The 24,829-nt window shown below is 28.5% G+C and carries 24 protein-coding genes; 23 read left to right on the top strand and 1 reads right to left on the bottom strand.

Translation table 11 applies throughout. The annotated features are described in order from the left end of the window. Positions 1-17: 17 nt before the first annotated feature. The 20 genes from rnpM to J2Z53_RS00340 all read left to right on the top strand — a co-directional run bounded on the left by rnpM (position 18) and on the right by J2Z53_RS00340 (position 20,444). A complete protein-coding gene (gene rnpM / locus J2Z53_RS00435) occupies positions 18-284 on the top strand; it encodes an RNase P modulator RnpM (protein ID WP_327786687.1) in 267 nt (88 codons plus the stop codon). Continuing rightward, positions 277-594, top strand: a complete 318-nt coding sequence (locus tag J2Z53_RS00430) for a ribosomal L7Ae/L30e/S12e/Gadd45 family protein (RefSeq protein ID WP_209795812.1) — start codon at positions 277-279, stop codon at positions 592-594. The genes rnpM and J2Z53_RS00430 overlap by 8 nt, the downstream gene beginning before the upstream one ends. A gap of 14 nt (positions 595-608) precedes the next feature. Next, complete coding sequence (gene infB / locus J2Z53_RS00425) at positions 609-2,663, top strand: translation initiation factor IF-2 (RefSeq protein WP_209795247.1); 2,055 nt, start codon at positions 609-611, stop codon at positions 2,661-2,663. 19 nt (positions 2,664-2,682) lie between these two features. Next, positions 2,683-3,033, top strand: coding sequence for a 30S ribosome-binding factor RbfA (rbfA, locus tag J2Z53_RS00420; protein ID WP_209795246.1), 351 nt, complete (start codon positions 2,683-2,685; stop codon positions 3,031-3,033). A 4-nt stretch (positions 3,034-3,037) separates the two neighbouring features. Beyond that, the gene (locus J2Z53_RS00415; RefSeq protein ID WP_209795245.1) at positions 3,038-4,024 is read left to right on the top strand and encodes a DHH family phosphoesterase; all 987 of its coding nucleotides are present in this window, start codon (positions 3,038-3,040) and stop codon (positions 4,022-4,024) included. After that, a complete protein-coding gene (truB, locus tag J2Z53_RS00410) occupies positions 4,012-4,887 on the top strand; it encodes a tRNA pseudouridine(55) synthase TruB (protein ID WP_209795244.1) in 876 nt (291 codons plus the stop codon). Before J2Z53_RS00415 ends, truB begins: the two co-directional genes overlap by 13 nt. Positions 4,888-4,909: 22 nt before the next feature. Continuing rightward, positions 4,910-5,839, top strand: a complete 930-nt coding sequence (locus J2Z53_RS00405) for a bifunctional riboflavin kinase/FAD synthetase (protein ID WP_209795243.1) — start codon at positions 4,910-4,912, stop codon at positions 5,837-5,839. A gap of 117 nt (positions 5,840-5,956) precedes the next feature. Then, the gene (gene rpsO / locus J2Z53_RS00400) at positions 5,957-6,220 is read left to right on the top strand and encodes a 30S ribosomal protein S15 (protein ID WP_209795242.1); all 264 of its coding nucleotides are present in this window, start codon (positions 5,957-5,959) and stop codon (positions 6,218-6,220) included. Between the two features lie 78 nt (positions 6,221-6,298). Further along, positions 6,299-8,404, top strand: a complete 2,106-nt coding sequence (locus J2Z53_RS00395; protein WP_209795241.1) for a polyribonucleotide nucleotidyltransferase — start codon at positions 6,299-6,301, stop codon at positions 8,402-8,404. Between the two features lie 48 nt (positions 8,405-8,452). Beyond that, on the top strand, positions 8,453-9,730 hold the full coding sequence (locus J2Z53_RS00390; RefSeq protein WP_209795240.1) for a M16 family metallopeptidase: 1,278 nt from the start codon (positions 8,453-8,455) through the stop codon (positions 9,728-9,730). 61 nt (positions 9,731-9,791) lie between these two features. Then, positions 9,792-10,082, top strand: a complete 291-nt coding sequence (locus J2Z53_RS00385; RefSeq protein ID WP_209795239.1) for a YlmC/YmxH family sporulation protein — start codon at positions 9,792-9,794, stop codon at positions 10,080-10,082. 19 nt (positions 10,083-10,101) lie between these two features. After that, complete coding sequence (dapG, locus tag J2Z53_RS00380; protein ID WP_209795238.1) at positions 10,102-11,301, top strand: aspartate kinase; 1,200 nt, start codon at positions 10,102-10,104, stop codon at positions 11,299-11,301. Positions 11,302-11,372: 71 nt separating this feature from the next. Continuing rightward, complete coding sequence (locus tag J2Z53_RS00375; protein ID WP_209795237.1) at positions 11,373-12,077, top strand: ClpP family protease; 705 nt, start codon at positions 11,373-11,375, stop codon at positions 12,075-12,077. A 105-nt stretch (positions 12,078-12,182) separates the two neighbouring features. Continuing rightward, complete coding sequence (locus J2Z53_RS00370; RefSeq protein ID WP_209795236.1) at positions 12,183-14,552, top strand: FtsK/SpoIIIE family DNA translocase; 2,370 nt, start codon at positions 12,183-12,185, stop codon at positions 14,550-14,552. A gap of 97 nt (positions 14,553-14,649) precedes the next feature. Then, entirely contained in the window at positions 14,650-15,996 is a 1,347-nt protein-coding gene (rimO, locus tag J2Z53_RS00365) for a 30S ribosomal protein S12 methylthiotransferase RimO (RefSeq protein WP_209795235.1), read from the top strand. Beyond that, entirely contained in the window at positions 15,980-16,570 is a 591-nt protein-coding gene (gene pgsA / locus J2Z53_RS00360; RefSeq protein ID WP_209795234.1) for a CDP-diacylglycerol--glycerol-3-phosphate 3-phosphatidyltransferase, read from the top strand. The genes rimO and pgsA overlap by 17 nt, the downstream gene beginning before the upstream one ends. Before the next feature lie 147 nt (positions 16,571-16,717). Next, entirely contained in the window at positions 16,718-17,776 is a 1,059-nt protein-coding gene (gene recA, locus J2Z53_RS00355) for a recombinase RecA (RefSeq protein WP_209795233.1), read from the top strand. Positions 17,777-18,085: 309 nt separating this feature from the next. Beyond that, a complete protein-coding gene (rny, locus tag J2Z53_RS00350) occupies positions 18,086-19,630 on the top strand; it encodes a ribonuclease Y (RefSeq protein ID WP_209795232.1) in 1,545 nt (514 codons plus the stop codon). Between the two features lie 168 nt (positions 19,631-19,798). After that, positions 19,799-20,059 (top strand): stage V sporulation protein S, encoded by a 261-nt coding sequence (locus J2Z53_RS00345; RefSeq protein WP_209795231.1) that lies wholly within the window; start codon positions 19,799-19,801, stop codon positions 20,057-20,059. Positions 20,060-20,183: 124 nt separating this feature from the next. Continuing rightward, complete coding sequence (locus J2Z53_RS00340; protein WP_209795230.1) at positions 20,184-20,444, top strand: HPr family phosphocarrier protein; 261 nt, start codon at positions 20,184-20,186, stop codon at positions 20,442-20,444. Positions 20,445-20,524: 80 nt separating this feature from the next. On the opposite strand, the gene J2Z53_RS00335 is transcribed toward J2Z53_RS00340, so the two are convergent. Beyond that, a complete protein-coding gene (locus tag J2Z53_RS00335) occupies positions 20,525-20,740 on the bottom strand; it encodes a DUF378 domain-containing protein (RefSeq protein ID WP_209795229.1) in 216 nt (71 codons plus the stop codon). A 167-nt stretch (positions 20,741-20,907) separates the two neighbouring features. On the opposite strand from J2Z53_RS00335, the gene purB reads away from it, so the two are divergent. From purB to cobT, 3 genes are all read left to right on the top strand, one after another. Further along, a complete protein-coding gene (gene purB / locus J2Z53_RS00330) occupies positions 20,908-22,338 on the top strand; it encodes an adenylosuccinate lyase (RefSeq protein ID WP_209795228.1) in 1,431 nt (476 codons plus the stop codon). Positions 22,339-22,449: 111 nt separating this feature from the next. Further along, the gene (locus J2Z53_RS00325; protein WP_209795227.1) at positions 22,450-23,607 is read left to right on the top strand and encodes an MFS transporter; all 1,158 of its coding nucleotides are present in this window, start codon (positions 22,450-22,452) and stop codon (positions 23,605-23,607) included. A 105-nt stretch (positions 23,608-23,712) separates the two neighbouring features. Continuing rightward, the gene (cobT, locus tag J2Z53_RS00320) at positions 23,713-24,813 is read left to right on the top strand and encodes a nicotinate-nucleotide--dimethylbenzimidazole phosphoribosyltransferase (RefSeq protein ID WP_209795226.1); all 1,101 of its coding nucleotides are present in this window, start codon (positions 23,713-23,715) and stop codon (positions 24,811-24,813) included. The last annotated feature ends 16 nt before the right edge of the window (positions 24,814-24,829 follow it).

Here is a 24,829-nt window from a genome sequence, read left to right as displayed (position 1 = left end):
ATAAGAGAGGTGTTTTGATGAAAACAAAAAAGATACCTTTAAGAATGTGTACTGGATGTATGGAAATGAAGCCTAAAAAAGAGCTTATTAGAGTTGTTAGATCAAAAGATGGCGAAGTTTCAGTTGATTTAACAGGTAAAAAATCAGGTAGAGGAGCATATGTTTGCAAATCTTGTGAATGCTTAGAAAAGGCTTTTAAAACAAAGAGATTAAGTAGAAATCTTGATATTCAAATAAACGAAGAAATATATGACAGACTAAGGGAAGAGATGGATGATGAATAAATTTTTCAATTTTCTAGGCTTAGCTAAAAGAGCTGGAAATCTAGTTGAGGGTTACAGCAAATGTAATGAATTAAGAAATAAAAAAAGGATGTATCTTTTTATTATTTCAAATGATGTGTCAGAATCAACAAGAAATAAATTTAAAAAACATTGTAATGAAAATAAAATACCATGTATTGAAGATTTCTCTAAAGAGGATTTAGGCATTAGTATAGGAAGAGATGAAATAAAAATCCTAGCTGTGCAAGATGAAAATATGGCTAAAAAGCTAATATCTCTTTATGAGGAGGAAAGTATATGTAGAAATTAATCGGGGGTGACTGTATGTCAAAAATTAGAGTATATGAACTAGCAAAGGAACTTAATATAAGTTCAAAGAAATTAATTCAATTGTTAATGGATGAATTTAACATAGAAGTCAAAAATCATATGAGCGTAATAGAAGATGAAGATGCAGAACTTATAAAAGAACTTTTAGGAAATGAAACTGGTGAACCTATAAGTGAAAATGAAGTAGTAGAAGAGTATGAAAAAATTATTGATGAAGAAGTGAATAAAGGACCTAAGAAAAAGAAAAAATATAAAAAGAATTCTGAAGAAAGAAAAGAAGACGATGATGATTCTGAAAAAGTAATAGAAGTTGGAGAAACAATATTAGTTAAAGAATTAGCAGAAAAGTTAAATAAACCAACAGCAGATGTAATTAAAACTCTTATTTTTACAGGTGTTATGGCTGGAATAAATCAAGAAATAGATTTTGAAACAGCAGAAAAAGTATGTGAAAAATATGAGGCTTTAATAGTAAAAAAAGAAGAAACAGCAGAATTAGATGCATTAGAAATGGAAGAAGATAGTGAAGAAAATCTTCAAAAGAGACCTCCAATAATAACAGTAATGGGGCATGTTGACCATGGTAAGACATCACTTTTAGATGCAATAAGAAAAGCTAAAGTTACAGCAACAGAAGCAGGTGGAATAACTCAACATATAGGTGCTTATACTGTTAATGTAAATGGAGAAGAAATTACTTTTTTAGATACTCCAGGCCATGAAGCTTTTACAGCTATGAGAGCTAGAGGAGCTCAAATTACAGATGTTGTTATATTAGTTGTTGCAGCTGATGATGGTATAATGCCTCAAACAAAGGAAGCTATAAACCACTGTAAAGCTGCTGGAGTTCCAATAGTTGTTGCAATAAACAAAATTGATAGACCAAATGCTAATATAGATAGAGTTAAACAAGAGTTAACAGAATATGGCTTAATTGCAGAAGACTGGGGTGGAGACACAGTATGTGTTCCTGTTTCGGCAAAACAAGGTGAAGGAATTAGTACATTACTTGAAATGGTTCTTTTAACTTCAGAAATGCTAGAATTAAAAGCAAATCCAAATAGAAAAGCAAAAGGTACAGTAATAGAAGCAAAACTTGATAAGGGAAGAGGTCCAGTTGCAAGTCTACTTGTTCAAAATGGTACATTAAATGTAGGAGATTCAATACTTGTTGGATCAACATATGGAAGAATAAGAGCTATGTTTGATGATACTGGAAAGAAAATTAAATCAGCAGGACCATCAATTCCAGTTGAAATATTAGGGCTTTCAGAAGTGCCAGCTGCAGGAGATAGATTTAATCAAGTTAAAGATGAAAAAACTGCAAGAAATATGGCAGACCTTAGAAAAGAAAAAATTAAAAATGAAAATTTAAATGCTAGACATAGAGTATCTCTTGAAGACTTATATAGCCAAATAAAAGAAGGTACTGTTAAAGAACTAGATATAATTGTAAAAGCTGATGTTCAAGGTTCTGTAGAAGCTATAAGACAATCTCTTGAAAAACTTTCAACAGATGATGTTAAAGTTAGAGTTATTCATGGTGGTGTTGGAGCTATAACAGAAACTGATATTACATTAGCTAGTGCATCAAATGCAATAGTAATTGGATTTAATGTAAGACCTGATTCAAATGCAATTTCAGCATCTGAAAAAGAAGGCGTTGATGTTAAAACTTATAGAATAATTTATGATGCTATAGAAGATGTTAAATCAGCTATGGTAGGAATGCTAGAACCTGAATATAAAGAAGTTATTGAAGGAAAAGCAGAAGTTAGAGAAACTTATAAAATTTCAAGTGTAGGAACAATTGCAGGATGTTATGTTCTTGAAGGAAAAATTACAAGAAACTCTGATGTTAGAATAATTAGAGATGGTATTGTAGTATTTGAATCAACTTTAGCTTCCCTTAAGAGATTTAAAGATGATGCTAAGGAAGTAAGAAGTGGATATGAATGTGGATTAAGCATTGAGAAATTTAATGACCTTAAAGAAGGAGACATTATTGAAGCCTATACTATGGAAGCCATAGAAAGAAAAGAACTTTAATTGATAAGAGGTGATACTTATGGCTAATTATAGAAGTGGAAGAATAAATGAAGAAGTCAAAAAGGTAGTAAGCAATCTAATTCAAAATGAGATAAAAGATCCAAGATTAACTGCTATGATATCTGTAACAGCAGTTGAAGTAACTAGAGATTTAGGATATGCTAAAGTATTTGTAAGTATATTTGCAAATAGTGAAGAAGAAAAAGAAAATAATATAAAAGCATTAAAGAGTGCTAGTGGATTTATTAGAAGAGAAGTAGGCAAAAGAGTTAAATTAAGAGTTACTCCTCAAATAATTTTTGAATTAGATGAATCAATTGACTATGGAATGAAAATTGATGGATTAATAAGAAAGGCTAAGGAGCAATAGTATTATGTCACTTAAAGATATAAAAAAAATTATCATTGAGGCTAATAAAATTGGAATTACCTTTCATACATCACCAGATGGGGATGCAATAGGGAGTGCATTAGGACTTTTAAACGGATTAAGAGAACTTGGAAAAGAAGTGTATATAATTTCAAAAGATACACTTTCAGAAGATTTTTCATTTTTACCTTATTCAGAAGAGATAAATGGAGAGGTAAAAGAGCCAATGGATGGTACTGACTTAGTTATAGTATTAGACTGTGGAAATTTAGAAAGAATTTCAGCAGACCTTTCCAATTTTAATGGAATGATAATTAATATAGATCATCATGTATCTAATGATAAATATGGTTTTATTAATTATGTAGATACTAAAGCAGCAGCTACAGCGGAAATAGTATTTTTGTTATTAAAAGAAATAGGATATGAGTTTTCTGTTAAAGAAGAAATATTAAAAAAAATAGGAACATGTCTTTATACATCATTAATAACTGATACTGGTTCTTTTAGACATTCTAATGTTACAAAAAGAACTCATGAAATAGCTGGAACATTAATTGGAGTAGGAGTAAATAATTCAAGTATATATAATAATTTATTTGATAACAGAAGTATAAATAAATTAAATCTTATGGGATATGCTTTTGAAAATGCAAAACTATACTTTGATGGTAAAGTTGTTTTGACAGTATTGGATAATAATATATTAAAAAAATTTAACAGTGAAAAGGAAGATACTTCTGATATTATTGGAAATCTTTTAAGTTTAAAAACTGTAGAAGTTGCAATTCTTTTAAAAGAAGTTGAAGAAGGCGTTAAATGTAGTCTTAGATCTAAATATGACTTTGATGTTAGAAAAATAGCAGAAGTTTTTGGAGGTGGAGGACATCCTAAAGCAGCAGGATTAATGCAAAAAGGGATTTTGCTTCATAATATAAAAGATAATATTTTAAAAGAAATTGAAAGAGAGATTTATCTATGCAAGGAGTAATAAATATTTTCAAAAATTCTAAAATGACATCATTTGATGTTGTAAGAAAAGTAAAAAAGATTGCTCATGAGAAAAAGGTAGGTCATACAGGAACATTAGATCCGGAAGCAGTTGGAGTGCTTCCGGTATGTTTAGGAAAAGCAACTAAAATAATAGATTATATAATGAAGGCGCCTAAAACATATAAAGTAACTTTTAAATTAGGTTTAAAAACAACAACTTACGATTTAGAAGGAGATATTGTTGACAAAAAAGACATTTCCAATATAAAAGAAGATGATATATTAAAAGTTATTAATTCTTTTGTTGGAACATATAATCAGATTCCACCTATGTACTCTGCTATTAAAAAAAATGGAGTTAGACTTTATGAATTAGCAAGGCAAGGTATTGAAATTGAAAGAGAAGGAAGAAATATTACTATTTATGAAATAAAAGATATTAATATAAAGTTACCTGAAATAACAATGACAGTAACTTGTTCAAAAGGAACATATATAAGAAGTTTATGTTATGACATAGGAGAAAAACTTAAAGTATATGGGACTATGGTAAATTTAAGACGAATAGCTACATCAACTTTCAAAGAAGAAGATAGTATAAATATAGATGATTTAACAGAAGAAAATATTAAAGATTATCTAATTCCAATTGAAAAGGCTTTAGATTCATACCCTAAGGTAAGGATTAATAATAAGTTTAAAAATCTTTTAATAAATGGAGCAAAAGTTTATGATAAAAGATTATTAAAAGAAAATATTGAAAATAATATATTGTATAGGGTTTATGATGAAGAAGATTTATTTATTGGTCTTGGTAAAAAAGATGAAGAGGGATTTAAACTTGAAAAGTTATTAATATAACTTAGGAGAAGACTAAAAAGATATGAAGGTAATTAATATAGAGAATTTAGATAAAAATGATGAGTATTATGTTGCACTTGGAAGTTTTGATGGATTACATAAAGGACATTTGTCATTAATTCACAAGTGCATAGAACTTTCAAAAGAAGATAATTGTAAGAGTATGGTTTTTACCTTTAGTAATCATCCAAGAACTGTAATAAATCCAAGTGGTAAATTAAAATATTTAATGAACAATAAAGAAAAATTAAATATTTTAAAAAAAGAGGGGATAGATAAAGTCGTTCTTAAAGAATTTAATAAAGAATTTATGAAGCTATCACCAGAAGGATTTATAAAAAAACTTTGTAGTGATTATAAGATTAAAGGGATAGTAGTTGGATTTAATTATAGATTTGGACACAAAAATTTAGGAGATATAAATCTTTTAGAAGAATTTTCATCAAAGTACAATTATAAATTAGAAGTTATAATTCCATTGCTATTTAAAAATGATATTATAAGTAGTACTAGAATTAGAAATGCATTAATTGATGGAGCAGTTGAAGAAGCAAATGAAATGCTTACTAGACCATATAGTCTTACTGGAACAGTAGAACATGGAAAGAAAATTGGAGGAACCTTAATTGGATTTCCTACTGCTAACTTAAAAATTTTAGATAAAAAAATTATACCAGCAAAAGGTGTATATTATACTAATGTAAAATGGAAAGATAACATTTATAAAGGTATAACATCAGTTGGATGTAATCCAACGGTTAATGGCAATAAATTAACTATTGAAACATTTATATTAAATTTTAATATGGATATATATGATAATGAAATAATTATATATTTCATAGAGAAAATAAGAAATGAAAAAAAATTTAATTCTATTGACTGCTTAAAAGAGCAGCTTAAAGAAGATGAAAAATATGCAAGATCAAAAGAATTAGTTGTTATTGTATAAATATTATTTACAATAGTATATTGTTTTGTTATAATAATAGCGGAAACCTAGTCCTATGTTATGAGGTGCCATCTTATTACATGGAACTAAGGGGATAATTTACACGGAGGTGCACTTATGGATAAGGCAAGAAAGCAAGAAATAATTAAAGAATTTGGAAGAAGTGAACAAGATACAGGATCAGCAGAAGTTCAAATCGCATTATTAAGCGAAAGAATTAATGAATTAACTGAACACTTAAAAGTTCACAAGAAAGACCATCACTCAAGAAGAGGATTATTAATGATGGTTGGACAAAGAAGAGGTCTTTTAAATTATTTAGCAAAGCAAGATATCGAAAGATATAGAGCTATAATCAAAAAATTAGGTTTAAGAAGATAGCTTAGAGCGGGTAAAACCGCTCTATTATTTTAAAATCATTAGAAAAATTTGTAAATGGAAACGAAAGGAGGTCCCTTTATGAGGAACACACTTAGTACAGTAGTAGCTGGAAGAGAAATGAAGGTTGAGTTTGGTGGATTTGGTATGCTATCAGATGCAGCAATATTTTTTAGTTATGGTGATACTGTAATATTAACTAATGTAAATAAATCAGAGGAACCAAGAGAAGGCATAGATTTCTTTCCTTTAAGCGTAGAATATGAAGAAAGATTATACGCAGTTGGTAAAATACCAGGAGGATTTATAAAAAGAGAAGGAAGACCATCAGAAAAGGCTATTCTTCATGGAAGAGCAGTTGATAGAACAATAAGACCACTATTCCCAAAAGGATATAGAAATGATGTTCAAGTTGTTTGTACTGTTGTTTCAGTTGAAAAGGATAATTTGCCAGAAATATTAGCAATTAATGCAGCTTCAATGGCGTTATGTTTATCAAGTATACCATATGATATTCCAGTTGCAGGAGTTCAAGTTGGTTTTATCGATGGTAAATACATTTTAAATCCAACATCAGAAGAAAGAGAAAAAAGTACTTTAGACCTTACTGTTTGTGCTACAAAGGAAAAGGTTATGATGATAGAAGCTGGTGGAGATGAAATTCCAGAAGATACAATGATAGAAGCTATCAAATTTGGATTTGATGCATGTCAATCAATAATAGCATTCCAAGAAGAAGCTATGTCTAAGTTTGGAAAGACAAAAGTAGAACCAGTTCTTTTTAAAGTTGATGATGAAATAGAAAATGATGTTAAAGCTTTTGCAAGTGATATGATAAAAGAAGCAATGTATATCATGGATAAAGACGAAAGAAATGCTGCAATAGAAGAAGTAAATAATAAGGTATTTGCTGAATTTGAAGAGAAGTATGAAGGCAAAGAAGGGGATATTAAAGAAGTTCTTTACACAATGCAAAAGAAAGTTGTAAGAAACATGCTTTTAAATGATAAGAGAAGACCTGATGGTAGAGCTTTTGACGAAATAAGACCTCTTAGCTGTGAAGTTGGAATTTTACCAAGAACTCATGGAACAGGATTATTTACAAGAGGACTAACTCAAGTAATGACTGTTGCAACTTTAGGTTCTGTTGGAGATATTCAAATTTTAGATGGTATAGATGAAGCAGAATCAAAAAGATATATGCATCATTATAATTTTCCAGCATATAGTGTTGGAGAAGTTAAACCTCTTAGAGGACCTGGAAGAAGAGAAATTGGTCATGGAGCACTTGGGGAAAAAGCCCTTGCACCATTAATTCCTTCTGAGGAAGAATTCCCATATACTATAAGATTAGTTTCAGAAGTATTAAGTTCAAATGGATCAACATCACAAGCATCAGTTTGTGGATCAACATTAGCTTTATTAGATGCTGGAGTTCCAATAAAAAGACCAGCTGCAGGTATTGCAATGGGACTTATAACTTCAGATGATTTAAGTGAAGAAGAAGTTCTTACAGATATCCAAGGAATAGAAGATTTCTTTGGAGATATGGACTTTAAAGTTGCAGGTACTGAAAAGGGAATAACTGCAATTCAAGTTGATACAAAACTTAAAGGGTTAAGTTTTAATGTTGTTAATACAGCAATAAAAAATGCAAGAACAGCTAGAATGACAATTTTAGAAAAAATACATGAATGTATAGCTGAACCAAGAAAAGATGTTTCAGAATATGCACCAAAGACATCAATTATAAAGATTGATCCAGAAAAAATTAGAGATGTAATTGGAGCTGGTGGAAAGGTTATTAATAAAATAATCGAAGATACAGGAGTTAAGATTGATATAAAAGAAGATGGAACAGTATTTGTATCTTCTGTAGATCATGAAAGCGTAAATGAAGCGTTGAAAATAATAGAAGGTTTAACAAAAGAAGTAAAAACAGGAGAAGTTTACTTAGGGAAAGTAACTAAAATAGCTACTTTTGGAGCTTTTGTTGAAATTCTTCCAAATAAAGAGGGATTAGTTCATATTTCAAAACTTGATAAGAATAGAGTTAATAAGGTTGAAGATGTAGTTTCAGTTGGAGATGAAATTCTTGTTAAGGTTACAGAAATAGATAATCAAGGAAGAATAAATCTTTCAAGAAAAGACGCACTTAAGGATAATGAAGAAAAAGAAGATAAATAATATTAAAAGGGCAATATAATTGCCTTTTTTTGCTAAAGGGAGGCATTCATGCATAAAATTTTTACACTAAAAAATGGACTTAGAATAGTAACAGAAAAATTGGATGGGGTTAATTCAGTTAGTGTAGGAGTAATGATTCAAAATGGTTCAAGAAATGAAACATTAGATATAAATGGAATATCTCATTTTATTGAACATATGTTTTTTAAAGGTACTTATAAAAGAAATGCAAAAGAGATTGCAGAAGAAATTGAAAATGTAGGTGGGCAGATAAATGCCTTTACAAGTAAAGAGTTCACCTGCTATTATATAAAAGCTTTAAGTACTCATTTAGATATATCATTAGATGTATTATCAGATATGCTTTTAAATTCAAAGTTTTATGAAAATGATATAGAAAAAGAAAAAGGAGTAGTAATTGAAGAAATAAATATGAATGAAGATAGTCCAGTAGAAGTATTGGATGATATACATTCAAAGGCATCTTTTGAAGATAATTCTTTATCATATCCTATTTTAGGAACTATAGATAAGATAAAAAAATTAAAAAGAGAAGATATAATTAACTTTATAGAAGAAAAATATACTCCATATAATTCAGTTATATCAATATGTGGAAAATTTGATGAAAAAGAAGTAATTAAATTAGTAGAAGAATTCTTTGGCAAATGGGAAAGTAAAAATGTATATAAGCCTAAATATGAACCATCAAATATTAAATCCAATTCAGTCTTTTTGAAAAAAGATATTGAACAGTTGCATATCGCTTTAGGACTTCAAGGATTACCTTTTGAAGACAATAGAGGTTATGCGTTAGTTCTTCTTAATAATATTTTGGGTGGAGGTGCTTCATCTATTTTATTTCAAAAGGTTAGAGAGGAATTAGGACTTTGTTATTCAATTTATTCTTACATACAACCATTTCAAAAATCAGGATTAATAGGTATATATGTTGGATTAAGTAAAGAATATGCAGATAAAGCATTAGAAGTTATAAAAAGAGAGATTGAAAAATTTTCTAATAATGGAATAACAGAAGAACAATTAAAAATTAATAAAGAAAAGATAAAAGCAAATTATATTTTAGGATTAGAAAGTACTAGTTCAAAGATGTTTGCAAATGCAAAGTCTTTACTTTTAAGAAATGAAATTAGAACAGAAGAAGAAGTAATTAGAAAAATAGATTCTATAAGCAAGGAAGATATAGATTATGTTCTTAAAAATTGTTTTGGAAAAGGTGTTATAAATACAGCTTATGTAGGAAGTGAAATAGATAAAGATTATTTGGATTCATGTATATATAAATCAATAGAAGCTTATAAGTAATAAAAATCCTTACTAACTCATATTATATTTTATCTATGAAAGTTAGAAAGGAAGTTTTTATATGTATGTGCAAGGTGAAAAAAATATAAAGTATCTTAGTGAATTAGAAAAGTATGAACTTATAAATATTAATGATGGAGAAAAATATGATTGCTTACAAAATAATGATTTAGTAATAGATGATGATGGCAATATAAGATATCTTTTAATAGATACTTCTTCTTCAAAATTTAGTATTTTTGGTGGGGCTAGAGAAATACTTGAAATAGATTGGAATGCAGTCCAAAAAGTTGGAGCAAAAACAATAATACTTGATGCTGACGAAAAGAGTATAAAAAGAGCAAAGGTATGATTTTTAAGGGGGAAAGACAATGAAAATTGTAGTACAAAAATTTGGTGGCACATCTGTATCTACAAAAGAGAGAAGACAAAGAGTAATTGAAAAAGTAAAAAATGCTATTGATGAGGGACTTTCTCCTGTTGTTGTTGTATCGGCAATGGGAAGATATGGAGAACCATATGCAACAGATACCCTTCTTTCATTAGTTGGAGATAAATTTAAATCAACAAATAAACTAGCATTAGATCTTTTAATGTGTTGTGGAGAAATAATAAGCTCAGTAGTTATGAGCAATGATTTATTTAATGAAGGTATTGATGCACTTCCATTAACTGGAGGTCAGGCTGGAATAAAAACTGATAGTGTATTTACAAATGCAAAACATTTAGAAGTTAATCCTAAACAAATATTAGATGCAGTAGCTAAAGGTAAAGTTCCTGTAGTAACAGGATTCCAAGGAATGAATGAAGATGGATTTTTTACTACACTTGGAAGAGGTGGAAGTGATACAAGTGCAGCTATATTAGGAGTTGCACTAAATGCAGAAAGAATAGAAATATATACTGATGTTGATGGAATTATGACAGCTGATCCAAGGATAGTAGAGGATGCATCATTAATAAATGTTATTAGTTATAATGAAGTTTTCCAACTTGCAGAACAAGGAGCTAAAGTAATTCATCCAAAGGCTGTTGATATTGCAATGAAGAGTAACGTACCACTTTTCATTAAAAATACAATGAGTAATGCAAAAGGAACATTAATTAATAATAGTGGAGATATAAATAACGGTAAAATAATTTCAGGTATAACTTATCAAAACAACAGAATACAAGTTAAAATTAAAGCCTGTGAAAATTTAAATAATGAAAAATATAAAGACTTATTAAGTTTACTTGCTGCAAATAAAATAAGTTTAGATTTGATAAATATTTTTCCAGATCAGCAAGTTTTTACAATTGGGGAAGATAAGAAAAAAGATTTAGAAAGCATATTAAATGCAATTAATATAAAATATTCATTAATTGAAAACTGTAGTCAAATAGCATTAATAGGTTCTAAGATGAAAGGAATACCTGGTGTTATAGCAAGTATAGTAAAAACATTAAATGATAATAATATTGAAGTTTTACAAACAGCTGATTCTCATATGACTATATGGTGTTTAATACATTCAGATAATGTTAAGGAAGCTATAAATTCTTTACATAAGGCATTTGAATTATCATAAATTTAAAGGTCTTTATATAAGTATAAAATAATTCCTCTTGTACAAAATAAAAGTGTATAGGAGGAATGTTTATGAATATAAGTTTTTTAAATAATGAAAATGATACAGATGAAAAAGAAAAATTAGATAAAAATGTTGAGGCTATTAAGGAATTTGGAAATACAGGAGTAATTAATCCAAATGAAAGAATTAGAGTTTTGCCTATTATAGGTCAGATTGAAGGACATATAGTTTCTCCAGCTCAAAATAAAGCTACAAAATATGAACATGTAATACCACAGCTTATTGAAATGGAACAAAATGAAAATGTTAAAGGTGTACTCATTGTTTTAAATACTGTTGGAGGAGATGTGGAAGCTGGACTTGGAATTGCAGAAATGATAAATTCACTATCAAAGCCAACTGTATCTATAGTTATAGGAGGAGGGCATTCTATAGGAGTTCCACTTGCAACTTCATCAGATTATTCATTTATAACACCATCTGCAACTATGATTGTACATCCAATTAGAATGAATGGATTTATAATCGGAGTGTCACAAACATTTGAATATTTAAAGAAAATGCAAGAGAGGATAAATGAATTTATAATTAGAACTTCAAATATTAAAAAGGATGAACTGGAAAAACTTCTAAGACAACAAGGAGAGTTATTAAATGATGTTGGTACAATTTTAATTGGAAATGGAGCAGTAGAATGTGGACTAATAAATGAAGTAGGAGGACTTAAAGAGGCAATTTCAAAATTAAATTCTTTAATAGATGAAGAAAAATAATATTATAAATTATAAATCAGCTGTAAATGCTTTATAGCTGATTTTATTATGCTTAAAAGGAATTTTAATTTATTTGTAGAAAATATTAAAGTGAGGTGATTATTTTTGAGCAGAACTAGTAAAAAAAGTAGACGAAAAAATAAAAGTAAAAATACTGATATACGTGGAATAATTTATATTGCAGTAGGTATATTATTATCTGTGGCTATATATACAGATTTAATAGGAGCATTATCAAAGATTTCTCAAAGATTATCTCATTTTTTAATAGGGATTGGATCATATATATTACCAATATATTTGTTATATTTAGGATATGAATATATAAAATCTAAGGGAAAAATTACCTTAAGTAAAAATTTTTATGGAATAACTATATATTCCGTAATAGCAATATTAGTATTTTCAACTATTTACATTCAAAGACTTAATGGAATAGATTCATTTAGTTATGGAATTAAAGATATATTAGATATGAACTCTACTTTAAATGGTGGTGTGATAGGTTATATTATATCATATCCTTTATTTAAATTTGTTGGAGCTGTAGGATCATATATTATTTATTTAGCACTTATTGGAATTGCAACTGTCCTTACATTTGATATTACTCTTTATGATTTAGGTGTGAGGGTAAAAAATAAGAAAAATGAAATTAAAAAATCTAGAAAAAAAGAGAAAGATTTAGAAGATGGTTATATAGATGATACATTCATACAAGTAGTTGAAAAGGATGAAGAAAAAAATTTAGATAAGAAAGAATTTTTAAACGGAGTAAACAATAAAATTAAAATATTAGATTTTATGAAAAATTCATCTTTAGATGATGATAATGACGATTTATATAAAGATGAAAGTTCATACTTAAAAGAAAAAAATGATATTGTAGAACCATCACAAAAAGAGAATATTCAAAATCAGAATATAAAATCTAATAAAGAAAAATTAGATAATTCAGTTAAAGCTGTAGTTCATAATGAAATTGAGAATAGTATTTTAGAAGGAAAAGAGGAAAAAACACAGTATGTTTATCCAGATATTTCTCTTTTAAATAGTAATAATAGTACAAAGTTAAATAGTAATGATAAGCAGGAATTAATGGATAGTGCAAGTAAATTATCAGAAACATTAGGAAGCTTTGGAGTAGATGCAAAAGTTATTCAAGTTATAAAAGGACCTTCAGTAACAAGATTTGAACTACAACCAAGTCCTGGAGTTAAAGTAAGTAAAATAGTAAACCTTTCTGATGATATAGCTTTAGGTCTTGCAGCTTCAGGGGTTAGAATAGAAGCACCAATACCAGGTAAAGCAGCTGTTGGAATAGAAGTTCCGAATAAGGAACAAACACCTGTATTTTTAAGGGAAGTTTTAGAATCACAAGAATTCTTAAATACTAATAAAAAATTAGCATTTGCATTAGGTAAAGATATAGGAGGGCAATGTGTTGTTGGTGATTTAAGTAAAATGCCTCACACATTGATAGCAGGAGCAACAGGATCAGGTAAAAGTGTATGTATAAATACATTGATTATAAGCTTGCTTTATAAGTACTCTCCTGATGAAGTTAAACTTTTAATGGTAGATCCAAAGGTAGTTGAATTAAGTGTATATAATGGTATACCACATCTTTTAATACCAGTAGTGACAGATCCTAAAAAAGCTGCAGGTGCACTTAATTGGGCTGTAAATGAAATGACTAGAAGATATAAACTTTTTGCAGATTCTGGTGCAAGAAATATTGATTCATATAATGCCCTTTATGATAAAGGAACAATTGAAGAAAAGTTGCCATATATAGTTATTATTGTTGATGAACTTGCAGATCTTATGATGGTTTGTCCAAATGATGTGGAAGATTATATAGGCAGATTAGCCCAAATGGCAAGAGCTGCTGGAATGCATTTAGTTATAGCTACTCAAAGACCATCAGTTGATGTAGTTACAGGGGTAATTAAAGCTAATATACCGTCTAGAATATCTTTTGCTGTTTCTTCTCAGATAGACTCAAGAACTATATTAGATGCTAGTGGAGCAGAAAAACTTTTAGGAAAAGGAGATATGCTATATTATCCAGTTGGAGAAAGCAAACCTCTTAGAGTCCAAGGTTGTTTTATTTCTGAAGAAGAGGTTGAAAAGGTTGTTGAGTTTATAAAAAATAAAGAAGATGAAGTTATTTATAAAGAAGATATTATAGAACATATTAATAATGAGGCTGAAATGTCAAATTCTAATTCTCAAGGAGAAGATGTAGATGAACTTTTAGATGAAGCTATTAATATAGTTGTAGATTATGGACAAGCATCAACTTCATTTTTACAAAGAAGATTAAGAATTGGATTTAATAGAGCATCTAGAATAATGGATGATTTAGAAAGTAGGGGTATAATATCTCCTAAAGATGGAAGTAGACCAAGACAGGTGTTAATTACAAGAAATGATTTAGTAGAAGAAAAGAGCAAAGAAGATAATGTTTAAGTGAACATAAATAAATTTTATCTTGTAATAGAATAGAAACAGTTATAAAATATTTAGGTATGAAAGTATTTTTTTAAAACATAGGAGGAAAAAAGTTTTGGCAAAATATAAAGTAGGAATGGTCAGTTTAGGATGCGACAAAAATAGAGTAGATTCTGAGATAATGCTTGGAGTAATGAATAAAGAATATGATATAACAAATAATCCAAAAGAAGCAGATATAATTATAGTCAATACCTGTGGATTTATTGAAAAGGCAAAACAAGAATCAATTAATACTATTTTAGAAATGGCAAAGTATAAAACAGAAAATAAATGTAAATTATTAATTGCAACTGGTTGTTTAACTCAAAGATATGGAAAAGAGCTTCAAGATTTAATGCCTGAAATAGATATAATGCTTGGAGTAAATGACTATACTAAAATAGATAAATTAATAAAAGAATTTATAACAAAAGAAAATATAAAAAGTAAATTTACAGAAGTAAACTATTCAGATGAAAATATAAATGAAGGTGAAAGAGTTCTTACAACAGATAAAGGCACTGCTTATATAAGAATAGCAGAGGGTTGTAACAATTTTTGTACTTATTGTATAATTCCTAAAATAAGAGGAAAATTTAGAAGTAGGGAAATAGAGAGCATCTTAAAAGAAGCAGAGGATTTAGCTAAAAAAGGAATTAAGGAAATAATATTAATAGCCCAAGACACAACTCTTTATGGTAGTGATTTATATGGAAAAAAGAGTCTTCATATCCTCCTACATAAATTATCAAAGATAGACGGAATTAAATGGATTAGAGTTTTATATTGTTACCCAGAAGAAATATATGATGATCTTATTGAAGAGATGAAAAATAATGATAAAGTTTTAAAATATTTAGATCTTCCAATTCAACATATAAGTAACAATATACTAAAACTTATGGGAAGAAAAACAACAAAAGAAGATATAATAAATAAAATTAAGAAACTAAGAGAGAAAATGCCTGAAATAGCATTAAGAACATCATTAATAGTAGGATTCCCAAATGAAACAGAAGAAGATTTTAATGAACTTAAAGAATTTTTAAAAGAATATAAGCTAGAAAAGGTTGGAGTATTTAAGTATTCTAGAGAAGAAGGAACACCAGCTGCTAAAATGGAAGGACAAATTCTAGAAAATATTAAGGACTTAAGAGAAAATGAACTTATGTTAATTCAAAGAGATATTTCAAAGGAAATAAATAGTTTGAAAATAGGAAAAATTTATGATATTCTTGTTGAAGGATATAATGGGGAATATTATTATGGAAGAAGTTATGAAATGGCACCTGAAATAGATGGAAATGTATTCTTTAAAAAACATTGCAAGGTTAATAATGGAGATATTGTTAAGGTTAAAATCGAAGAGAATACAGAGTATGATTTAATAGGAGTTGGTATATGTGAATCTTGCAAATAAACTAACAGTATTAAGAATGCTTTTAGTACCAATTTTTTTAATATTTATTGTTGTTAAGGATATACCTTATGGAACTTTTATTGCAACTTTTATTTTTATTATAGCTTCAATAACAGATAAACTTGATGGATATATTGCAAGAAGCAGAAATCAAATAACTAATTTTGGTAAATTCATGGATCCATTAGCAGATAAGTTGTTAGTTACAACTGCATTAATTTCACTTGTAGAGTTTGGAGTTGTTCCAAGTTTTGCAGCTATAATAATTATTGCAAGAGAATTTGCAGTTTCAGGACTTAGAACATTAGCAGCAGCTGATGGTAAAGTTATTGCAGCTAGTTGGTGGGGAAAAATTAAAACGGTTATTCAAATAATTGCTATAATATTGCTTTTGATAGAAGTAAATATATCACAGAGTGTAGTTTTAAATGAATTTGTAACAAATAGCAAGTTTTTAATTAATTTCTTTAAATATATTCCGAATATAGCATTATATGCAGCAGTTATAATAACTATAATTTCAGGATATGATTATTTTATAAAAAATAAAAAAGTTATATCAACTAAAAGATAGGATGATTAAAAAACATAATATATGTCAATGATATTAAAAGTTCCTTCTAAAAGTTGGAACTTTTATCTATATTTATGGTTGACTATATATAATGAGTAATTTATAATTATATACAGAACATAAGTTCGATGAGAGGATGGTGTATTTATGAATAATATAGATTCAAATAAATTAAAGGCAATTGAAGCTGCTATGGGACAAATAGAAAAACAATTTGGTAAAGGATCAGTTATGAAATTAGGTGAAGAATCTACTTTAAATGTAGATTGTATATCAACTGGTTGCTTGGATTTAGATATTGGACTTGGAATAGGCGGAGTTCCAAGAGGAAGAATTATTGAAATATATGGACCAGAAAGTTCCGGTAAAACAACAGTTGCACTTCATATTGTAGCTGAAGCTCAAAAATTAGGAGGAGCAGTTGGCTTTATTGATGCTGAGCATGCTTTAGATCCTTCATATGCTAGAAAAATTGGTGTTGATACAGAAAATTTAATAGTATCTCAACCAGACACAGGAGAACAAGGATTAGAAATAGCAGAAGCTTTAGTTCGTTCAGGAGCTATTGATGTTATAGTTGTCGATTCAGTTGCAGCTCTTGTACCAAGAGCTGAAATTGAAGGGGAAATGGGAGATTCTCATGTAGGTCTTCAAGCAAGACTTATGTCACAAGCCCTTAGAAAATTAGCTGGAACAATAAGTAAAACAAACTGTGTTGCAGTATTTATAAACCAATTAAGAGAAAAAGTTGGAGTAATGTTTGGTAATCCAGAAACAACTCCAGGAGGAAGAGCTTTAAAGTTCTATGCATCAGTTAGAATGGATGTAAGAAGGATTGATTCAATAAAACAAGGTGAAAATATTGTAGGTAATAGAACAAGAGTAAAAATAATAAAAAATAAAGTTGCACCACCATTTAGACAAGCAGAATTTGATATTATGTATAATGAAGGTATTTCTAGAGAAGGAAATATAATAGATGTTGGTGTTAAAGAAGAAATTGTACAAAAAAGTGGAGCATGGTTCTCATATGGAGATATAAGATTAGGTCAAGGTAGAGAAAATGCAAAGGGATATTTAAAAGAAAATCCAGAAGTAGCATTAGATATTGAAAATCAAATTAGAGCAAAACATAATCTTCCTATTGCTAAGGCTGTAGAGAAAACAAAAGAAGAAATAAGTTCCAAAGAAAAGGAAGATAAATAATTAAACAAATTATAAGTGAAGTATCTTAAAATAGGATACTTCACTTTTTATATTAAAAGATAAATTTTGAATAGTAAAGGTTTACTTAAAATAAATAAATTAAGGTAAAAATTAGAGTAAAAAAGAGAATTTATGAGAATAATAAAGAAGGAGATAGATTTAACACTTAAAGTTACTCAACTTGACATAATTTTATTTTTACTATACAATAATAACAAATACTGGTTTATCATATTCCAAAGATAACAGTGAGAACACATTATGACACCTACTACGCTTTCACTTAAAAATAAGCGAGGGGGTGTTAATATGCCACAAATTGTACCAATGATTATAATTGATATAGTTGTGCTGTTAATATTAGGAATAGTACTTTATAAAACAATACAAAGTACATCAAAAAATAAAGTAGAATCTCTTGAAAAAGAAGCTGAAAAGCTTGTAGAAGATGCAAAAAGAGAAGCAGAAGCTATGAAGAAAGAAGCTATCCTTGAAGCAAAAGAAGAGGTTCATAGATTAAGAAGTGATTTAGAAAAGGATTCTCGTGAGAGAAGAAATGAAATCCAAAGACTTGAAAGAAGAGTTTTACAAAGAGAAGAATCCCTTGATAAAAAGAGTGATTTTCTTGAAAAGAAAGAAGAAACCATTAATGGTAGAATTAATGACATTGAACAGTTAGAGAAAGAAGCTAATAATCTTCATGAGAAGAGAAGAGAAGAACTTGAAAGAGTTGCTAATCTTTCAAGTGAAGAGGCTCGTCAAATTATTTTAGAAGAAGTAAAGAAAGAAGTTTCTCATGAATCTGCTATCATGATAAAAGATATTGAAAGCAAGGCAAAAGAAGAAGCTGATAAGAAGGCGAGAGAAATAATTACAACAGCAATACAAAGATGTGCTGCTGATCATGTTTCAGAAACTACTGTACACGTTGTAGCTTTACCAAATGATGAGATGAAGGGAAGAATAATAGGTAGAGAAGGAAGAAACATTAGAACCCTAGAAACTTTAACAGGAGTTGACTTAATTATAGATGATACTCCAGAGGCAGTAATTTTATCAAGTTTTGATCCGATTAGGAGAGAAGTTGCTAGAATGGCACTAGAAAAGTTAATAGTAGATGGTAGAATACATCCGGCAAGAATCGAAGAGATGGTAGAAAGAGCTAAGAAAGATGTTGAAAATGACATTAAGGAAGAAGGAGAACAAGCGACACTTGAAACAGCTGTTCATGGTCTTCATCCAGAGCTTACAAGATTACTTGGTAGATTAAAGTATAGAACTAGTTATGGTCAAAATGTTTTAAAACATTCCATAGAAGTTTCATACTTAGCTGGTTTGATGGCTTCAGAATTAGGTTTAGATGTTACTCTAGCTAGAAGAAGCGGTTTATTACATGATATAGGAAAAGCTGTAGATCAAGAGCAAGAAGGACCTCATGCAATTATTGGGGCAGATCTTGCTAAGAAATATGGTGAATCAAAATTAGTAGTAAATGCAATAGGAGCCCATCATGGAGATGTTGAAATGCAATCTTTAGAGGCAATATTGGTTCAGGCAGCAGATGCAATATCAGCAGCAAGACCAGGAGCAAGAAGAGAAACATTGGAGGCATATATAAAGAGATTAGAGAAGTTAGAAGAAATAGCTAACTCATATGAAGGTGTAGAAAAGTCATATGCCATTCAAGCTGGTAGAGAGATTAGAATTATGGTTAAACCAGATCAAATTGACGATGCTGGATCAGTTGAACTTGCTAGAAATCTTGCAAAGAGTATAGAAGAACAATTAGAATATCCAGGTCAAATAAAAATCAATGTTATTAGGGAAACTAGAGCAACTGATTTTGCTAAATAAAATAATAAACATTAAAATACATTTTGTTTTACAAAATGTATTTTTTATATTATAAAAGAAAAATAAAGGAGTTTTAAAATAAAAGTAGAATATATATATTGTGTCATGATATTGCAAAAGCATAGCATTGATGTAAACGATTAGTAAAATGTAGGAGGAGAAATAAGAATGGAAGTATTAAAAGTTTCAACAAAATCAAACCCAAATTCAGTAGCAGGAGCATTAGCTGCAATAATAAAAGAAAAAAATATTGTAGAAATTCAAGCAGTAGGAGCAGGAGCAATAAACCAAGCAATTAAGGCAATTGCTATAGCAAGAGGCTTTGTGGCACCAAGCGGAAAAGATATAATATGTGTACCAGCTTTTACTGATATAGTTATAGATGGGGAAGAAAGAACAGCTATAAAACTTATTGTACAACCTAGATAATTAAAAGTTAAAAAATTATATTTAATTAAATTATACAATGGTTGAAATTTTTCTAAAAAACATTTATAATGAAATGGTTAATAAAACATTAACCTATAAAAATAAAGCAAAGAGGTGTATTTACATGATATCTAAAGAGGTTTTAGTTAAAAACGCTACAGGTTTACATGCTAGACCAGCAACTTTATTAGTTAAAAAAGCGTCTTCATTCAAATCAGATGTAAGCATAGAATTTAACGGAAAGAAAGCAAACGTTAAGAGCTTAATTGGAGTTCTTTCATTAGCAGTAACAGCTAATTCAACAGTAAACGTTATTGCTTCAGGAGATGACGAAGCTTTAGCTGTAGAAGAAATTTCAAAATTAATCGAAAACTTAGAAGATTAATTATTAAAGATAAAAGGTTCCTATTTTATAGGAACCTTTTTCTTTATAAAAATATATGTATATAAAAATTTACATATATTTTATTTTAGAGAAATGAATTTACACCTAAATAAAAGGCTTATTAAGTTAATTCCAGATAATGCTATAAGTATATATAGTATTCTAGATATTACAGGTATACTACAAGTTATAAATGTAAATAAGTTGAAGTTTAATAAACCTATAAAGCCCCAATTTAAAGCTCCAATTATAACTAGAATAAAGGACAGTTTGTCTAATATGTTTATCTTACACATAAAAATCTCCTCCAATTACTATCTAAAATATATATATGAAATTATTATATAAATAATGACCTTATCAAAAATTTTTTAATAAAAAGGTGAAAATAAAAAAATATTATGTTATAATACGAACTATATTATTTAATATTAAAAATATATTCGTACGGAGGTACTTTTAGATGAGAGATTTATATAGCACACCATTAAATTCAAGATATGCATCAAAAGAAATGAGTTATATTTTTTCTGATGATAAGAAGTTTACAACCTGGAGAAAATTATGGTTAGCATTAGCAGAAGGTGAAAAGGAATTAGGTCTTAATATAACAGATAAGCAAATAGAAGAATTAAGAAATAATGTAGATAATATAAATTATGAAGAAGCTATAAAAAGAGAAAAAGAAGTAAGACATGACGTTATGAGCCATGTTTATGCTTATGGATTACAATGTCCAAATGCTAAGGGAATAATACATCTTGGGGCAACAAGTTGCTATGTTGGAGATAATACAGATATTATTATAATGAGAGATGCATTACTTTTAGTTAAAAAGAAAATTGTTACTGTATTAGATAGATTAAGTAAATTCGCTTTAAAATATAAAGATATGCCAACTCTTGGATTTACTCATTTTCAACCAGCGCAGCTTACTACAGTAGGTAAGAGAGCAACATTATGGATGCAAGATTTAGTAATGGATATAGAAAATATAGATTTCCTTTTAAGCACTTTAAAGCTTAGAGGAGTTAAGGGAACAACAGGAACACAAGCAAGTTTTATGAATCTTTTCGAAAATGATGAAGAAAAAGTTAAATTATTAGATAAAAAAGTAGCTGAAAAGATGGGCTTTTCTAAATGTTATGCAGTAACAGGCCAAACTTATCCAAGAAAGCTTGATTCAATAGTTTTAAACACACTATCAGAAGTTGCACAAAGTGCTTATAAGTTTAGTAATGATTTAAGATTACTTCAAAGTATGAAAGAAGTTGAAGAGCCTTTTGAAAAGCATCAAATAGGTTCATCTGCAATGGCGTATAAGAGAAATCCTATGAGAAGTGAAAGAATGGGGGCTCTTGCAAGATATGTAATAGTGGATGCTTTAAATCCAGCAATTACAGCTTCAACACAATGGTTTGAAAGAACTTTAGATGATTCAGCTAATAAGAGATTATCAATAGCTGAAGGATTTTTAGCTTTAGATGGTGTTTTAAATCTTTATATAAATATAGCTGAAAACATGGTTGTATATGATAAAGTAATTGCAGCTCATGTAAATAATGAATTACCTTTTATGGCTACAGAAAATATAATGATGGAAGCTGTAAAAAGAGGTGGAGATAGACAAGAACTTCATGAAAAGATAAGAACTCACTCAATGGCTGCAGCTCAAAGAGTAAAAGGAGAAGGTCTTAATAATGATCTAATAGAAAGAATAATTAGTGATAATACTTTTAGTCTTAAAGAAGAAGAAATTAGAGAGATTATAGATCCAAATAAATTTATCGGTAGAGCTCCAAGTCAAGTTGTAGAATTTATTGATGAATATGTAACTCCAATTATAGATAAGAACAAAGATGCTATAGAAGTTAAAAGTGAAATTAACGTTTAATTAACTATTAAAACTAGAAGTTATATATTTTAACTTCTAGTTTTCCCTTTATAATACAAACAAATCTATGCTATAATACATTTGTTTGTATAGAAATGAGGGAATGAAAAAATGAATAAAAAAAGTAAAATTATAGCAACTACATTAATTTATTTTGTTATGATAATAACTGCAATAACAGAAGGATTAATAAACATATTTACAGTTCCAATAAAAAATGACTTTCATATAACAGATACAAAGTTATCATTAATGTTTATGTTTGGTACAATAGCATACTTAATATGTAACTATGTAGGGGGAGCACTTTGCGAAAAAATAGGGCAAAAGAAATTATTTTTAATAGGATTATTTGGAGCAGCATTAACTAATTTACTACAAGCGTGGTCTCCAAACTTTACAATATTTTTAATTGCCTTTGCAATTATTCAAGGATTTTTAGGATTAATGTCTATAGCTGCAAATACAGTAATACCTATAATATGGATTACAGGACAGGCAATAGCAATGAATTTAACTCACTTTGCATATGGAGTTGGTCTTTCAGCATCACAAAAGCTGTCTGGAGTACTTATGACAGATGGTGTAGGTTGGAGAAGAATTTATATAGGATCAGCAATTCTTACAATAATTGTATTTGTAATGTTTTTATTTATTAAACTTCCTTCTGTAAAAAGAGAAAAAGAAGAGAAAAAAATTTCTTTATTAGTAGTATTACAAGACAAGTTAGTTTGGTTCTTTTTTATAGGATTAGGTTTTTATATAATGGCAGAACAAGGTACAGGAAGATGGCTTCCTACATATATAAAATCTACATATAATAATATGACAGAATCAAAAATAGCTTCATATATATCAATTTTTTTCTTGTTATTAACAATAGGAAGATTAATTGGTGGATTTATAGTTGAAAAGATAGGGGCAATGAAAGCTGTAAAAATATTTTCCTTAATAGGAGGTATTTTATTTGTTATTGGATTACTAGTTGGTAAAAATGGATTATACATAGTGTCATCTGCAGGATTTTTCTTTTCAATAATGTTTCCAACTATAGTTGTTATTATAAGTAATACATTTAAAAAAAATACAGCTTATATTACTGGAATAATAATAGCCCTTGGAAGTGTTGTAAATACAGTATTAAGTTTACTTGTAGGAGTAATTTCAGATTCAATAGGAATAAAATATGCAGTATTTATAATGCCAGTATCAATATTAATTACATTTGTATTTTTAGTTTTGGCAAGTAAAGTTATAAAATCAAGATAACTATTTAAGCTGAATGCATTAGGTATGTATTCAGCTAATTTTTAATTTAAGTATGTTAAAAATTTAATTAAAAGAGGAGAATATATTATTAAGGAGTAATATAAAATGGAAAACAAAAAAAATGAGTTATATAATATAATAAATAATATAGAAAAGTCAGATAAAAATATAATGGATGAAGCTAAAGAGAGGATGGATTCTTTAGCAAAGCCATTAGGAAGTCTTGGAGAACTTGAAAAAATAGGAATTAAAATAACTGGAATAACAGGTTCTCTTAAAAATAAATTTAAAAAGAAATGTGTTATTATATTTTGTGCTGATAATGGAGTTTTTGAAGAAGGTGTTGCAAGTACTCCTCAATATGTAACAGTTGCTCAAACTATTAATTTTACTAAAGGATTATCAGGTGTTGGGGTAATTGCAAAGGAAAATGGAAGTGACCTTATGATTGTTGATGTAGGAATAAATAGTTCACTTCAAATTGAAGGGGTAATAGATAGAAAAATAAGAAGGGGAACTAATAATATAGCAAAGGGATCTGCAATGACTGAAGATGAATGTATACAAGCTATATTAACAGGTATAGAAGCCGCTAAAAAAGCTTATGATGAAGGTTATGATGTGCTAGGGGTTGGAGAAATGGGTATAGGAAATACAACAACTAGTAGTTCAGTTTTAATAGCATTAAAAGAATGTGATATTGAAGCTGCTGTAGGAAGAGGTTCAGGTCTTACAAATGATGCATTTAATAAGAAAAAGATGGTTATTAAAAAAGCTTTAGAAATTAATAAACCAAATAAAGATAATCCAATAGATATATTAATGAAGGTTGGAGGATTTGATTTAGCTGCAATGACAGGAGCCTTTATTGGAGCTAGTTATTATAAAACTCCAATAGTTATAGATGGATTTATATCAGTAGTTGCAGCTCTTTTAGCAGTTAAATTAAATGAAAATATAAAAGATTATTTATTTGCATCACATTTATCACAGGAAATAGGATATTCTTTGGCAATTAATGAGTTAGGATTAAAACCTATGGTTAACTTAGATATGAGACTTGGAGAAGGAAGTGGATGTCCAATAGCCTTTTCTATAATAGATACAGCAAATGCTATTTTAAGAAATATGGCTACTTTTGAAGAGTCAGGAATTAATTGTGAGTATTTAGATGAAATAAGAGATGAGGAATGTTATAAAATATAATTTACATAAATTTTAG

Source organism: Clostridium moniliforme (assembly GCF_017873235.1).
Classification (GTDB): domain Bacteria; phylum Bacillota; class Clostridia; order Clostridiales; family Clostridiaceae; genus Clostridium; species Clostridium moniliforme.
The sequence above is the reverse complement of the archived record's forward strand: the minus strand, read 5'-3'. Positions and strand labels throughout refer to the sequence as shown.